Source organism: Brevibacterium metallidurans (assembly GCF_037101285.1).
Classification (GTDB): Bacteria; Actinomycetota; Actinomycetes; order Actinomycetales; family Brevibacteriaceae; genus Brevibacterium; species Brevibacterium metallidurans.
In genome coordinates, this window is record NZ_BAAAAF010000004.1 from 172,387 (window position 1) to 186,761 (window position 14,375).

General features: G+C 67.2%; 15 protein-coding genes and 1 tRNA gene. 2 read left to right on the top strand and 14 right to left on the bottom strand.

Features of this window, described 5'->3' with window-relative positions; translation table 11 throughout:
- Entirely contained in the window at nucleotides 1-630 is a 630-nt protein-coding gene (locus tag AACX88_RS07265; protein WP_339392371.1) for a TRAP transporter small permease, read from the bottom strand.
- Complete coding sequence (locus AACX88_RS07270) at nucleotides 627-1,679, bottom strand: DctP family TRAP transporter solute-binding subunit (protein WP_339392372.1); 1,053 nt, start codon at nucleotides 1,677-1,679, stop codon at nucleotides 627-629. The genes AACX88_RS07265 and AACX88_RS07270 overlap by 4 nt, the downstream gene beginning before the upstream one ends.
- Before the next feature lie 307 nt (nucleotides 1,680-1,986).
- Here AACX88_RS07270 and AACX88_RS07275 point away from each other — a divergent pair, with 307 nt between their 5' ends.
- Nucleotides 1,987-2,925, top strand: a complete 939-nt coding sequence (locus AACX88_RS07275) for a hypothetical protein (RefSeq protein WP_179952606.1) — start codon at nucleotides 1,987-1,989, stop codon at nucleotides 2,923-2,925.
- 214 nt (nucleotides 2,926-3,139) lie between these two features.
- A tRNA-Lys gene (locus AACX88_RS07280) sits at nucleotides 3,140-3,215 on the top strand.
- Between the two features lie 145 nt (nucleotides 3,216-3,360).
- Here AACX88_RS07280 and AACX88_RS07285 read toward each other — a convergent pair.
- The 12 genes from AACX88_RS07285 to AACX88_RS07340 form a co-directional block, all read right to left on the bottom strand.
- Nucleotides 3,361-3,873: a hypothetical protein gene (locus tag AACX88_RS07285; protein ID WP_131247918.1), complete on the bottom strand. Its 513-nt coding sequence runs from the start codon at nucleotides 3,871-3,873 to the stop codon at nucleotides 3,361-3,363.
- A 127-nt stretch (nucleotides 3,874-4,000) separates the two neighbouring features.
- Nucleotides 4,001-5,722, bottom strand: a complete 1,722-nt coding sequence (gene ptsP / locus AACX88_RS07290; RefSeq protein WP_009380973.1) for a phosphoenolpyruvate--protein phosphotransferase — start codon at nucleotides 5,720-5,722, stop codon at nucleotides 4,001-4,003.
- Entirely contained in the window at nucleotides 5,719-5,988 is a 270-nt protein-coding gene (locus tag AACX88_RS07295; protein WP_009380974.1) for an HPr family phosphocarrier protein, read from the bottom strand. The genes ptsP and AACX88_RS07295 overlap by 4 nt, the downstream gene beginning before the upstream one ends.
- A gap of 74 nt (nucleotides 5,989-6,062) precedes the next feature.
- Nucleotides 6,063-8,246 carry a PTS fructose transporter subunit IIABC gene (locus AACX88_RS07300; protein WP_339392373.1) on the bottom strand — a complete coding sequence of 728 codons (2,184 nt, stop codon included), beginning with the start codon at nucleotides 8,244-8,246 and terminating at the stop codon, nucleotides 6,063-6,065.
- A 41-nt stretch (nucleotides 8,247-8,287) separates the two neighbouring features.
- Nucleotides 8,288-9,235 (bottom strand): 1-phosphofructokinase, encoded by a 948-nt coding sequence (gene pfkB / locus AACX88_RS07305; RefSeq protein WP_131247914.1) that lies wholly within the window; start codon nucleotides 9,233-9,235, stop codon nucleotides 8,288-8,290.
- Nucleotides 9,232-9,993 carry a DeoR/GlpR family DNA-binding transcription regulator gene (locus AACX88_RS07310; protein ID WP_339392374.1) on the bottom strand — a complete coding sequence of 254 codons (762 nt, stop codon included), beginning with the start codon at nucleotides 9,991-9,993 and terminating at the stop codon, nucleotides 9,232-9,234. Before AACX88_RS07310 ends, pfkB begins: the two co-directional genes overlap by 4 nt.
- Before the next feature lie 131 nt (nucleotides 9,994-10,124).
- A complete protein-coding gene (locus tag AACX88_RS07315) occupies nucleotides 10,125-10,421 on the bottom strand; it encodes a hypothetical protein (RefSeq protein ID WP_339392375.1) in 297 nt (98 codons plus the stop codon).
- A gap of 172 nt (nucleotides 10,422-10,593) precedes the next feature.
- Nucleotides 10,594-10,848 carry a PspC domain-containing protein gene (locus AACX88_RS07320; protein ID WP_339392376.1) on the bottom strand — a complete coding sequence of 85 codons (255 nt, stop codon included), beginning with the start codon at nucleotides 10,846-10,848 and terminating at the stop codon, nucleotides 10,594-10,596.
- Nucleotides 10,849-10,998: 150 nt separating this feature from the next.
- Complete coding sequence (locus tag AACX88_RS07325; RefSeq protein WP_339392377.1) at nucleotides 10,999-11,349, bottom strand: DMT family transporter; 351 nt, start codon at nucleotides 11,347-11,349, stop codon at nucleotides 10,999-11,001.
- Nucleotides 11,350-11,405: 56 nt separating this feature from the next.
- The gene (locus AACX88_RS07330) at nucleotides 11,406-11,726 is read right to left on the bottom strand and encodes a DMT family transporter (protein WP_339392378.1); all 321 of its coding nucleotides are present in this window, start codon (nucleotides 11,724-11,726) and stop codon (nucleotides 11,406-11,408) included.
- Between the two features lie 172 nt (nucleotides 11,727-11,898).
- Nucleotides 11,899-12,312, bottom strand: coding sequence for a MarR family winged helix-turn-helix transcriptional regulator (locus AACX88_RS07335; protein ID WP_339392379.1), 414 nt, complete (start codon nucleotides 12,310-12,312; stop codon nucleotides 11,899-11,901).
- Nucleotides 12,313-12,469: 157 nt separating this feature from the next.
- Nucleotides 12,470-14,257, bottom strand: a complete 1,788-nt coding sequence (locus AACX88_RS07340; protein WP_339392380.1) for a hypothetical protein — start codon at nucleotides 14,255-14,257, stop codon at nucleotides 12,470-12,472.
- Between the last annotated feature and the right edge of the window lie 118 nt (nucleotides 14,258-14,375).

Sequence of the window (14,375 nt, forward strand, 5' to 3'; positions counted from 1 at the left end):
TCACAGTCCTTCCAACTGGGCTGCGGTGTCGACGGTGTCGGGGTTCTCCTCGGGGTATCTCGCGATCATGATCATCTCGATGATCGTGTGGATGAAGATGAGGATGAAGCCGACGGTCGCTGCGAGGTAGAGCAGGGCGGTGGGCAGGCCGGAGGCGGGCATCGCGATCGCAGCGACGATGTCGACCATCATGATCCCGGCGACGGCCATGAACGCGGAGACGGCGAGGACGACGAGGCGGGCGAAGGTGCCGATCACCCTGCCCACCCGGGGCGGGACGACTGTGGCGATGAGATCGACGGTGATGTGCGAGCGGCGGGAGCTGACGAAGGCCGCGGCGATGAAGGTCAGCCACACGAGGGTGAGGCGGGCGACCTCCTCGGTCCACGACAGGGGCGAGTCGAAGACGTAGCGGGTGATGACCTGGAGGAGGACGAGGACGAAGACGCCGACCATGAGCAGGATGCCGATCGTGCGTTCGAGTCCGATCGCCCAGCGGTAGAGGGTGCTGCGCCTCTCGAAGGAGTCCTGCTCGAAGGCCAGGGTCGCCTCGGCGTCGGCGATGCTGTCGGCGGCGGCGGGGTCGGGGTTCGGGTCGGTGGAGTCGGGGTTCGGGTCGGTGGGGTTCATGAGTTCTCCTCCCCCGCCTCGGCGCGGGCGTCTTCGAGGGATTTCTTCACGGCGAGGTAGGTGTCACCCCAGGTCACCCGGTTGGGCAGTTCCTTCGCGACGAGGTCGCGGAAGGCGTCGATGTCGACGTCGTCGACGACGGTGATCTCGCCGGTCTTCTTCCAGTCGGCGAGGATCTCCTTCTCCTGTTTGACGGTGCACTCCTCGACGCGGACGCGGGCGTCGTCGATGGCCTGGGTGAGGATGTCGCGCTTGGCAGGGTCCATGCTGTCGAGCAGGCGCTGATTGCCGACGAGGTAGACGCCCTGGACGATGTGCTCGGTGATGCTGATGTAGTCCTGGACCTCGTAGAACTTCGCCGAGGCGATCGTCGGGATCGGGTTCTCCTGGGCGTCGATCGTGTTCTGCTGGAGGCCGAGGTAGACCTCGCTCAGGGCCATCGGGGTGGCGGTGGCGCCCATGATGTCGAGCGTCGTGAGGTAGAGGGGTGCGTCGGGTGTGCGGATCTTCAGTCCGTTGAGGTCGGCGGGGGTGCGCACGGGTTTGTTGGCGGTGACCTGGCGGGCACCGTAGTAGAAGTTGCTGACGACGCGGAGGTCGGTCTCGGCGGCCATGCGGTCGAAGACCCCGGTCATGATGTCACCGGTCGTCGCGGCTTGGAGTTCGGCGGCATCGGCGGCGAGGTAGGCGCCGTCGAGGACGGCGGCTTCGGGATACCAGGCGCCGAGGAAGGAGGGGCCGCTGTTGACGAAGTCGAGGGCACCGGTGGCGACCTGTTCGACCATCTCGGCTTCGCTGCCGATCTGCGCGGCGGGGTAGATGAGGACGTTGAAGCCCTTGGCTGCGAGCTCTTCCTTCATCGGTTCGAGGCCGCACGAGTTCACGGGGTGGCTGGCTTCGTAGACGTTGCCGAAGCGCAGAGTGATGGCGTTGGGGTCGACCGCCTCGGTGGCGGCGCGGTCGACGTCGACGGGTTGGAACATCGCACAGCCGGTGAGCGTGAGCGCGGACAGGCCGGCTCCGATCATGGCGGTCAGACGCTTCTTCATGGATTCCCCTCAGACCGCCCCACCGCGGTGTGGGGCGTCACGACGTTGTGACAAGCTGATGGGCGGGACACCCAGGAGCCGGAATGTATAGCTTTTGCCAGAATCATATAGTTTAGATGTAACGGACACAACCCTCGGGGTGCGGGCGAGACCAGACCTGATCCCGCTCTGGCCTCGACCCGGTCTCGATGTTCGGTCAGCAAATGCTCGGCTGCTTGTACGAAAATCACAGCGTGCCCTACTAAAATGATCTCGGATCCGGGCTGAAGAATCGGCCCGTGAAGACAGTGAACGAGGAGGAGCTCCCGTGGCGAAGCAGACAATGGTGCAGAAGGGTCTCGGCAAGGCGACGAAGCTTGCGATCAACGACGATGGGTCCTTGAACCCGCGTGCGCAGTCGGCGCTGTCCAAGCTGCTGTCGGTGCAGCGGCCCGTCGTGCTGGCCTATGTGCGTTCGCTGCGCAGGCGGAATCCGGATGCCACCCCTGAGGAGCTCGTCGCGATCATCCGCAAGCGCTATCTAGCACTTGCGACGACCGGTGGTGCCGCTGTGGGTGCGACGGCTGCGGTGCCCGGCATCGGGACGATGGCTGCGCTCGGTGTGGCGACGGCTGAGACGGCCGGGTTCCTCGAGCTCACGGCGCTGTTCGCGCAGGCGATCTCGGAGATCCACGGTCTGCCGGTCAACGATCCGGCGCGGGCGAATGCGCTGGTGCTCGGGCTCATGCTCGGACAGGACGGGAAGAACCTCGTCCAGCGGTTCGGGAAGAAGTCCGTGGGGCCGGAGGCGCTCCTCGGCGATTGGGGTGCGACCCTGACGAAGCAGCTGCCGGCGCCGGTCGTCGACCTGCTGCTGCGGAAGCTGCGGAAGACGTTCATCCGGAAGTTCGCTGCGAAGGCCGGCGGATCGCTGTTCGGTCGTCTGCTGCCGTTCGGCATCGGCGCGGTCATCGGCGGTGTCGTCAATGCGCAGATGTCGCGCAAGGTCGCCAACGAGTCTAAGACCGCGTTCGGTGCAGCGCCGACGGTCTTCCCGCTCGAGACCGACCCGCAGTATGTGGCACCGAAGAGCGACAACAAGCTGCTGGGAACACTGCAGCACGTTGCCGCGCTGGTGCGGAAGAAGGACAAGGACTCCGTCGACGGCGAGGTCGTCGACGAGGGCGTCGAGCACGATGCGACGAAGTACGATTCGGACTCGTCGGTCTCGGATTCGACGAAGCCGTCGAAGGAGATCGGTCGCTGAGGTTTCGCAGGCGGCGGTGAGTGCGCGGTGGTGACCGCGGTCGCCGCTGACGCCGTTGCCGGATCGAGAGGGTGTCCCGCGAACTGCGTGGGGCACCCTCTCGGACTGCGAGGGGCACCCTTTCGGGTTTGAGCGAACGCCTGGTCTGGCCCTAGTATTGGGGAGTCTCCAACAGCAGCTTCCGGGCGCACGCCCATGCCGATCTGTTGGGACCGGGCCTCTAGCTCAGTTGGTAGAGCAGCGGACTTTTAATCCGCGGGTCGTGGGTTCGATCCCCACGGGGCCCACCATAGGAATAAGCGCCTCACCAGGAAAAACTCTGGTGGGGCGCTCTCGTTCATAGACTGCGTTCGCTGTGGAGACTTACTGGAATGTCACACAGGCCTGCTTGCATTCACCGAAGAGGCGTGGTCGCCCCAAGGCTGGATTGTCGCTCTACTTCAGGTACTCCGAAGCCATCTTCCGATAGACCTGCTCGAGCACTGCAAGAGAGCGTCGGGCGAGCCGCCCCTGCAATTCCGATCGGTACTCGTCAATGCCCCGATTCTGGTCATCTTTCTTACTGAGTGGGATCACATCGGCAGACACCCAAGACCACTCATGGGTCACCATGGGGAACACAATTGGGAACTGAAACCCGCCTGTGTTGAGCTGGAGAGCGTCGGCCCACTGGTGGTGAACCCGGTTCCTCGCGAAGCGGATTCCTCTGATTGTCGCGCGCTCTTCTACTTCCAGGAGATCTCTCCATCGGTATTTCAGCAACTCACCCCCAGGCTTCCAGTGATGAACGATATGATCATCCATCACAACGGCCCAGTTAAGTGCTTCGAAAAGCGGGAGGAATGTTGCTTCAGCACTCTGGGTACGCCTTGCTGTTTCGAAACGGAGGTGTGCGTCGATGTAACCGTTCAGCAGTGTTTCAAACGTCACTGTCATCTTTTCGCGCATGTCGCAATCAGACCACATTCGCATCGTCCCGAATGTGACAAATCCAATGAAACTCTTATTGCGCGGCGAACCGACCACTCTCGACGACGCCCACCACACGGTGGCCGCCGACCCCGGCTGAGCCGTCTCAGAGCAGGTCGAGCAGTTCGGGTGCCGCGCCTGCGCGAACGGCTTCGCGGGCTTCCTCCGGCGACTCGGCGGCGAGCGCCGCCTCGGCGAGGGCACGACAGTCGTCGAACGCATGGCTCCGCAATGCCAGCCTCACGGCACCGACCTTGCCCGGAGCCATCGACAGGCTCGTGATTCCCAAACCGACGAGGACGAGCGCGAGCAGCGGATCACCCGCGGACTCCCCGCAGACACCGAGCGGCTTGCCAGCGGCCTTCGCACCGTCGGCGGCTGCGGCGATCATCGACAGCACGGCAGGCTGCCATGGGTCGAGCAGCTCCGAGAGCTCGCCTTCCATCCGGTCGGCCGCCATCGTGTACTGCGCGAGGTCGTTCGTCCCGAGACTGCCGAAGTCGACGGCCTGAAGCACCTGTCGGGCACGCAGCGCCGCCGCAGGCACCTCGATCATCACGCCCGCCGAGGCGAGACCGTTGGCCCGCACCTGGTCTGCGAACCATCGGGCCTCCGCCGCGGTCGAGACCATCGGGGCCATGACCCTGACATCGGCACCCGTCGCCTCCGCCGCAGCCGCGAGCGCTTCGAGCTGAGCCGTGAGCACATCCGGCCTCGCCTGGGACAGACGCAGACCCCGTCGCCCGAGCGCCGGATTCTCCTCCGGCCCCAGGTCAGCGAACGCGAGCGGCTTGTCGGCACCCGCATCGAGGGTGCGCACGACGACGCGACGACCCGCGAACGGGGCGAACACCTTCCGATAGATCTCCGTCTGCTCCTCAACACTCGGGGCGCTGACAGCGGAGAGGAAGACGAATTCGGTGCGGAAGAGACCGACCCCTTCGACATCCTCGGCGCCGGCGAGCTCCGCGTCATCGACTCCCCCGATGTTGGCCAGCACCGCCACCCGGTGACCGTCGGATGTCGCACCCGGACCGCTCACCTCGGCGAGCGCTGCCGCACGTCGTTCACGACGCTGCCGCTGCGCCTCCACGGACTCCGGATCCGGACGGACGACGACCTCACCGCTGCCACCGTCGATGAGCAGCGGAGTGCCCATCGGGATCGCCGTCGCCTCCGGCAGCTGCACGACGGCGGGGATCCCCATCTGCGCGGCGAGGATCGCGGTGTGGCTCGTCAGCCCGCCGGCCCGGGTGACGATGCCGAGCACGAGGGAACGGTCGAGCGTCGCGGTCTCCGCGGGCGCGAGGTCCTCGGCTGCGACGATGCTCGGTTCGGTCAGCGTCGGCAGTCCCGGCGCAGGCTTCCCGAGCACCTCGGCGATGGCCCGGGCCCCGACGTCACGGAGGTCGGTGACGCGTTCGGCGAAGTACCCGCCGAGGGCTTCGAACTGTGCCGCGAACACCTCGATCGCCTCGGCGACGGCACCTGCCGGGCCCTTCCCCGCGTTGAGACGCTTCGTCACCTCACGGTGCAGCGACCGGTCGCGGGCGATCATCGCCGTAGCCTTGAGGATGTCGCGGGCCGTCGGATCGGCGCTCAGCGCCTTCTGATCGAGCGTGTCGGCGACGTGCATGAAGCTCGCGATGGCCTGCTCCGAGGCCGCCGCCGGATCCTCCGCCGCCGGCTCATCCTCGGGAGGCGCGACCGGCGCTGCCGCCTGGACGACGGGCCCGTACGCGGATCCCGGGCTCACTCCGATTCCGTGGAGCGTCGCCGACTCCGCCCCCGCAGCGGGCGCGCCGAGGGCCTCGCCGTGGCCGCTCATTGTGCGTCCATGTCCGTGGCGAGCAGGTCGACGAGACGATCGAGGACCGCCTCGGCGCCCTCACCCTCAGCGGAGAGGACGACCTCTTCGCCGTGCTTGGCACCGAGGGCCATGACGCCGAGGATGCTGCCGGCGTCGACGGCGTCCTCACCGGGGCGGCTGATCTCGACGTCGACCCCGGATTCGGAGACGGCTTCGACGAAGAGCGAGGCCGGGCGAGCGTGGAGTCCGACGGTCGAGGCGATGGTGACGGTGCGAGTTGCCATGATCTCTCCTTGTGGTGCGTGAGTTGTGGTGCGTGAACTGTGCGGTGCGATGGTGCGGGTGGTGCGAGGTCTGATCATGCGGCGACCGGGGCCGCCTCGGGAAGGCTGTCGGCAGCCTTCTCAGCCCGGCGCCGGGCCGCGAGCGCCTTGAGCAGGACGACGAGGGCGGCGGTGATGGCGACGCCGACGGCGAGGGCGAGCACGAAGAGCAGCGGCTGGCCGATGAGCGGGAGCACCCAGATGCCGCCGTGGGGTGCGAGCAGCGTCGACCCGAAGAACATGACGAGGGCGCCGGTCGCCGCCGATCCGATCGTCGAGGCGATGATGATGCGGATCGGATCCGCCGCGGCGAAGGGGATCGCCCCTTCGGAGATGAAGGACGCGCCGAGCAGCCATGCGGCCTTGCCGTTCTCGCGCTCGGGGGCGGAGAAGAGCTTCGGTGCGATGGTCGTCGCCAGCGCGAGCGCGAGCGGCGCAACCATCCCGGCGGCCATGACCGCGGCCATGATCTTCAGCTGCGGGGCGTCCATCGCGGTGCCCGCGGCAGAGAGACCGGCAGTCGCGAACCCGTAGGCGACCTTGTTGACGGGACCGCCCAGGTCGAAGCCCATCATCGCGCCGAGGATGAGTCCGAGGACGACGACTCCGCCCCCGGTCAGCCCGTTGAGTCCCTCGTTGAGTCCGTTCATGAGCGCGACGATGGGTCGGCCGAGGACGGTGATGAAGAGACCGGCGGTGATGAGCGTCGAGAGCAGCGGAATGACGACGACGGGCATGACACCGCGCACCCCTTTGTGCACCTTCCAGCTCGAGATCCACTTCGCGACGGCGCCGGCGAGCAGGCCCGTGACGATGCCGCCGAGGAAGCCGGCGTTCATCGTCACCGCGACGAATCCGCCGACGATGCCGGGCACCAGCCCGGGTCGGTCGGCGATCGCGAAGGCGATGTAGCCGGAGAGGATCGGGACGAGGAACCCGAACGACGCGGCTCCGATGACGTAGGCCAGCGCCGCCCATGAGGTCAGGCTGACGAGGTCGAAGTTCTGGGCGATGTTGTACTGGTCGTCACCGGTGAGGCTGTACTTGACGATCTCGATCGCCCCGTTCTCCCCGAGAGCGATCTGCGCGAGCATGAAGGAGACGGCGATGAGGATGCCGCCGGCGGCGACGAACGGGATCATGTACGACACGCCCGTCATCAGCCACTGCCGCAGCTTGGTGCCGAATCCGAGCCGTTCGGTCGCCTCGTCTTCGGTCCGTTCGTCGATGATCGCCGAGGCGGTGGCCTCGGTCGGTCCGGCTGCGGCCAGTTCGGCGGCCCTGCTGATGAGCTGGGGTCCCTCCGAGATCGCCTTCTTCACGCCGACGTCGAGAGTCGGTTTGCCGGCGAAGCGTGCCCGTTCCTTCACCTCGACGTCGTGGGCGAAGATGACGGCGTCCGCCTCGGCGATCTGTGCCGCGGTCAGCGGGGTCGACCCTGCCGATCCCTGCGTTTCGACGACGATCTCGAAGCCTGCGTCGCGGGCGGCGTTCTCGAGCGCCTCGGCGGCCATGTAGGTGTGGGCGATGCCGGTGGGGCACGAGGTCACCCCGACGAACCGGAAGCGTCGGTCGGTCGGTGCGGACTCGCTCGCCGAGGCGGCTGCTGCCGGTGCCGGAACCTCGGCTGCGGATGGGGCATCGGTCGCCGAGGCGGTGGTCGTGTCCGCGGGTGCTGCGGCTGCGGGGGCGGCCGAAGCGGTGGTGGCGGGTTCCGGTTCGACCGCCTCGGCGGGGGCGGCCTTCGATTCCGTCGGGGACGCCTCTGCGGGTTCGAGGCGCACCTGCTCGTCGACGATCGCGACGACCTCGGCGGGGGTCTCAGCGTTGAGGAGGGCGGTGCGGAAGTCCTCGCGCATGAGGGCGCGGGCCAGCTGCGGGAGCACTTTCATGTGGGCGTCGCCGCCGTCGGCAGGGGCCGCGATGAGGAAGACGAGGTGGGCGGGGCCGTCCTTCGCGCCCCACGGGATGCCGTCGGTGGTCCGGCCGAAGACGAGGGACGGTTCGGTGATGGCGGCGCTGCGGGCGTGGGGGATGGCGATGCCGCCGGGCAGGCCCGTCGCCGTCTTCGACTCGCGCTCCTCGACGTCGGCGACGAAGAGCTCGAGGTCGGTGCAGCGACCGGTCGCCACGAGGCATTCGGCGAGTCTGCGCGTCGCCTCGGGGCGGTCGGCCCCGCCCAGGTCGAGCAGGACCTGTTCGTCATTGATCAGCGGCATGTCGATTCCTTTCGTCATTCGGTCCGTCGTTCGGGCGCGAATCAGTCGTCCAGGGGCAGAGCGAGGTCGGGTTCGCTCGAGATCGTCAGGGGGATGTCGACCAGGTCGGCCGGGGTCGGCACCGCTGTGCCCTCGAGCCGCACGGCGGCAGCTCCCCAGGTCACGCCCTGAGCGAGTGCGCTCCGGGCCTCGGTGCCGTCGTCGAGGCCGAGCAGCAGCCCGGCGAGCATGCAGTCACCGGCGCCCACGGTCGAGACCGGGTCGGAGATCACCGCGGTCGCGTGGATGGCCTGGTCAGCGGTGACGAGCACGGCGCCGTCGCGGCCGAGGCTGACCGCGACGTTCTCGATGCCGCCGGCCACGAGTTCGCGAGCGGTCTCGATCACTGCGCCGAGGTGGGTCAGGGGTCGTCCGCAGAGCTCGGCGAGCTCGACGCGGTTGGGTTTGATGAGTGTGGGGCCGGCGGCGACGGCGGCCTCGAACGGGGCCCCTGAGGAGTCGATGGCCACGCGGGCGCCACGGCTCTTGGCCTCGCGCACAAGCGAGGCGTAGAGGTCGGCGGGGGCTCCCGGCGGGAGACTCCCGCAGCCGGCGATCCAGACGCCGGGGGCCGCGTGGTCGAGGGTGGTCGCGAGCAGGGAGTCGACCTCAACGCTGGTGAGTTCGGGTCCGGCTTCGTTGAGCTTCGTCGTCGTGCCGTCGGGTTCGAGCACGCTGATGTTCATCCGCATGCTCTCAGCGATGGGGACCACCTCGGCGGGGATGTCGTCGGCACTGAGCAGCGACTCGAACAGGGCTCCTTCGGGCCCTCCCGAGGGAGCGACGACGAGCGGGCGGGCGCCCATGGACGTCAGTGCCCGGCCGACGTTGACGCCTTTGCCGCCCGGGTCGACGCGAGAGGAGGCGGCGCGCAGGACATGGCCGCGACGCAGCGCACCGACGGTGATAGCCCGGTCGACGCTGGGATTCGGGGTGAGCGTGATGATCATACGGCGGCGACCTTCGGTCCGGCCGCGCGGAGGGTCCCGGCGATCGACTCGTCGATGCCGGCATCGGTGACGATGAGGTCGACTTCGTCGATGGCGGCGAAGCGGTGGAGGTGGGCGTGTGCGGCTTTGCTCGAGTCGGCGACGAGCACCGTGGAGCGGCAGGCCTCGACCATCGCCCGTTTCGTTGCGGCCTCGGATTCGTCGGGGGTCGTCAGACCGCGCTCCGCGTCGAAGCCGTTGGCGCCGATGAAGCCGACGTCGATGGTCAGTTCGGCCAAAGCGTCGGTGGTCCAGCGGCCGACGGCGGCTCCCGTCCGCTCACGGACTCGGCCACCGAGCTGGAGAAGGGTGATGCCGGGTTTGGAGGCGAGGATCGCGCAGATCATCGGGCTGTTGGCGACGACGGTCAGGGACAGGTCGTCGGGCAGGGCGTGGGCGATCGCGAGCGTGCTCGTGCCCGCGTCGAGGAGGACGCTGCCGCCGTCGGGGAACTCTTCGATCGCGCGCAGGGCGATCCGCTGCTTCTCTGCGGCCCGGTGTCCGATGCGCTCTTCGAGTGCTGGCTCGAGCGCCACGGCGTCGGCGGGGATCGCGCCGCCGTGCATGCGCTTGAGGAGTCCGCGCCGCTCGAGGGCAGTGAGATCCCGGCGGATCGTCTCGGCTGTCACATTGAGCTGTTCAGCGAGAGCAGTGACCTCGACTCGGCCCCGCGATCTCGCGGCGTCGAGGATGGTCTGTTGGCGTTCGGCGGCGTACACATGTTCATAATGTCACACATTCGGGCATAAACACAGAGATAACCACATCTATTTGTGTTCGGGCACACACGGAAACGCCCCGCGCACCCTCCCTGTCGAGGAATCGCGGGGCGTGAGCGCGGGTGACGAACCTAGTGCGTGCGGCCGTCTGGGGCGATGGTCGGCCTCGCGAGCATGGCGAACCAGGCGCTGACGGCGACGATGTTGACACCGAGGAGAACGACGAGGGCACCGTTCATCGCCACCCAGAGGAGATTTGAGGCAGGCAGCAACTGCGAAGTATCGAAGCCCGCAGCTTCAGCCCTGCTCACAGCCGCCTCGTCGGCGTTGAACCAGAGGATGTAGGCGACGACGAACACGGTGTCGACGGCGATGAGCGCACCTGCCGCCCAGATCGTCATCGCCGATTGAGTGGTGCGCGTTCTCATCCGTGTCATCGGAGAATCGTCTCACGACCGGAGTGGCGGCAGACACCGGCCGTGCTCCGGAATGCACAGACGCCCCGCGATCCCTCCCTGACAAGGGATCGCGGGGCGTCATCGCGTGACCGGAACTGCCGATCACGATCACGCGAGCTATGGGCCTCTCGGCGGCAGGTGCCTAGCGTTCGAGCTGACCTCCGCCGAAGGCACGCTGGAGCGGGATGCTCCCGTCCTGCCATGGGGTGATCGCCCAGACGACGACATAGGCGCCGACACCGAGCACCGGAAGCAGGAATGACAGGAGGACGAGGATCCTCACGAGCCAGACATTGAGTCCCGTGACGGCGGCGAGCCCGCCTGCGATGCCACCGAGGATGCGGTCGGGTCCGCGGCGGAAACCGATCTTGCGAATGGAATCGAATAGTGAGTTCATGTCTTCGACACTACGCCGCCCCCGGCCCGCTCCACAGGGGTGAAGACCTGAGACCCGACTGAGGAAAACCGTAAACCGGTGGGGGCGGCGCGGGTTGAGATGCCGTCAGACACCCCGGGCCAGCCACCACCTCGGCGAGGGTGCCGACAATCACTCCCCCGCGCGCTCCACATGTCCGCGTCGCTCGAGCGCCGGGCTGTCGGCGAGCTTGAGCCAGACGACTCCGCCGATGATCACGGCCAACCAGATTCCCTTCGTCACAGTCAGCGTCTCATCGAAGAAGACGGGTCCGAGCACCGCAGCGCCCACAGCCCCGATCCCCGCCCACACCGCATAGCCGATGCCGACGTCGATCCGCTTGAGTGCGACGCTGAGGAAGAAGAGCGTGAAGAGGAAGAAGACGATCGCCACCAGAGACCAGCCGAGGTCGGTGAATCCGGCACTTCCGTTGACGCTGAGGGCATAACCGACCTCGAAGCCGCCGGCCAGCAGCAGTGCCAACCATTGTCCGGTCCTGCTCGTCGAATGAGTACGGCGAGGAACCTCGCGCGCCCCGCTCATGCCGTTCCTGCCAGATTGAGGCCGACGACCCCCGCGATGACGATGGCGATGCCGACCGCCTTCCTCCACGTCAGACGTTGAGAGAGGAACAGCGCGCCGAGGATGACGATCCCCACTCCGGCCAGCGAGGTCCACAGTGCGTAGCCGACGCCGACGTCGAAGGTCAGCAGTGCCAGGCTGAGGAAGAACGTGGCGATCCCTCCCGCAGCCAGCGTCGCGATCGTCCACCACAGCCGGGTGAATCCTTCTGCCTTGCCCGCGGCGATGCCGACGGCGATCTCGAAGATCACCGCGATCGCCAGATAGAGCCAACTCATCGTATTCAGCCTTTCTATTTGTGTGTACATACAGTTATATGAGGATGAAGCAGCAAACATGTCGACCGATCTTCAGTTCACTGAACGCAGAGGGCCGGGCGATCGAGGTTCGAACGATGCCGAGTCGTCCGTGCGAGCGGTCCGAGCCATCCACCCGAGGCGCTCACCCAAGTCACTCGCCCAGCAGTCGTCGGACATCGGACATCGCCGAACCGACCACCTCGGCGTCGAACTCCGGAAAGTGCACATCCGGACTGGCCAGCACGTCGCGCAGTCGATCTGCGAACGGCTGTTCGATCTCTGCGGCGAGACTCTCCCCACGGTCGCTGAGCACCGCGAAGACGCCGCGCCCGTCATCCTCGCACACATCGCGCACCGCCAGCCCTTTCGCTTCGAGCCTGCTCACCAGCCGCGTCACCGAACTCGGATTGAGCCCGACCTTGCGCGCCAGCTCACTCACCCTCAGTTCGCGGTCGTCGGCGAAACGGAGGAAACCCAAGGCCCGGTACTCCGTCAGCCCCAGCCGATAGCTATCGGCCAGCCACTTGTCGAGATTGCCGTCGACCGCGGAGGCGAAGACCGCCACCCGCGACCACGACCCCCCGAGGTCAGCAGGCCCCTGTGAGCGATTTGTTTGCGTGTGCATGCATTTAGGCTAGCAGTGGTGTGAGCGAAGCACCACCTTCGGCCAGGACTTCTTCGGACGAATCCGGCCAGCCACCACCTCGGCGAGGGTGCCCGAGTCACGCGGACCGGCGCAGCTCCGCGCTGTGTCGCTTCTCCGTGACGTCGAAGCGCTCACGGTAGCGACCGGTGAGCAGGCACCACTGCGAATACAGCGCGGTCCCGGAGTTGAAGACGAGGAGGGTGAGCGGATAGAGCAGCCACTGCAGCCACATCGTCAGGCTGCGCACCGGAGCGACGTGAACCGGCCTCGGCGGCAGGAGCGCCCTGAACACGAGCACCGAGACGAGCAGTCCGATCATCCCCACCTGTTGGACGATGCCCACGGTCATGGGCATGACGTCGATGAAATCCGTCGACTGGCCGGTGTGCGTGGCGATGACGAACGGGATCCACCCGCCGACGGCGATGATCACCGACAGCGACGCCAGGCTGACGTGCCCTTCAAGGAGGGAGAGGAAGCGCAGGAACCCAGGCCAGAACGGCGAGCGCGCGTCTCCGGCGAACACCCGCACTCCGACGTAGGGGACGTCGCTGGCTCCGTACGACCACCGGCTGAGCTGCTTGAACTGGGCGACCATCGTCTGGGCGAAGCTGCCGGCGAGCACGGCATCCTGATAGATCGGCACGTGGACGGGCACCACCCGGTAGTCCCCGTCGAAGTGGAACCAGCTGCGCCAGTACTGGTGACCGTCCTCGACGATCGTCTTCGTCGACCAGAACCCCATCGCGATGAGCGCGGGCAGAGGCTGCGAATGCGAGGCGAAGTTCCGCAGCGCGAAGAGCCTCACCGTCGTCGTCAGGTTCCAGAAGCAGTTCGCACTCGCCACCACCCGCGAGGGAGCCGGGGCATCCCAGATGTTCGTGACATAGAGGCTGATCGGCTGGAACGAGACCCGTTGCCGATCGGGAGCGATCGCGTACTCGTAGGCGACGCAGTCGAAGTAGGACTCGTGCGGGATGTTGTCGCAGTCGAGGCTGGTGACGATGACCCGTTCGGGGTCGATCGCCTCCTCCCGCACCCAAGCGGCCAACCGCTTCCCTGCGTGGGTGATGTTCGCACCCTTGCCGGCGATCTCGCCCGACACACCTGCTGGATGCGCAACGAGCTCGAAGGCGCGGAACCGGTCACCGTACGCGGCGGCGAGGCGCCGCGCCGTGGCTGCCATCGCCGGTCCCCCGCGCTCCTCGTATGCGAAGAACACCGCGATCTGCCCGGGCGAGGTCGAGGTGTGCAACAGGGTGCGGATCGTCCCGGCGATGACTTCGAACGGCTCGTTGTAGGCTGCCACGACGACGGCGTGGATGAGCGCGGACGGGCGGACAGCCTCGGCGGGATGCTCACGCACCCGCTCCACGGTCGCCGCATGCTCAGCGGCACGGAACCCGCTCTGCGGGAACGGCAGCGCCGGCAGACCGTCCATCGCCCGCTCGAGGTCGACGAGCCGGGCACCCCAGTCGACGCGCGCCGCCCGCCGGTACCGCGCGAACCCGCGGGCGACGTCGACGGCCCCGCGCATCGCCCGGACGAACGTCAGACCGACGATGGCGAGGACATAGACCGCGCCGAGCATCGGGTCGATGAAGGGCAGGATGAAGACGAGGGCGATCGCGGTGTAGCTGACCACGGCCGGCAGCGCCTCGAAGACGCGGTAGGCACGGGTGCGTTCCCCGGTGGGCAGTTCGAGGTCGACGAATCGCTTGCGAGGGGTGTGACCGATGGGGCCGGGCGTGCGACCGAGCGAGCCGGGCGTGCGATCGCTCGCGGGGAGGATGACCGGAGACGAGTGGCTGCCTGAGCGGTGAAAGCGACCGGCGGCAGGCGACGGTTCAGGACTGATTCTCACAATCGTGATTGTGCGTGCGCCTCCTGGCCGCCGGTTGATCCGCGGGTGCAGATCAGGTGAACATTCGAGGACGGCGGTGACCGCGCGGTTCTGGTCCACAGGGCATGGATCTATCCAT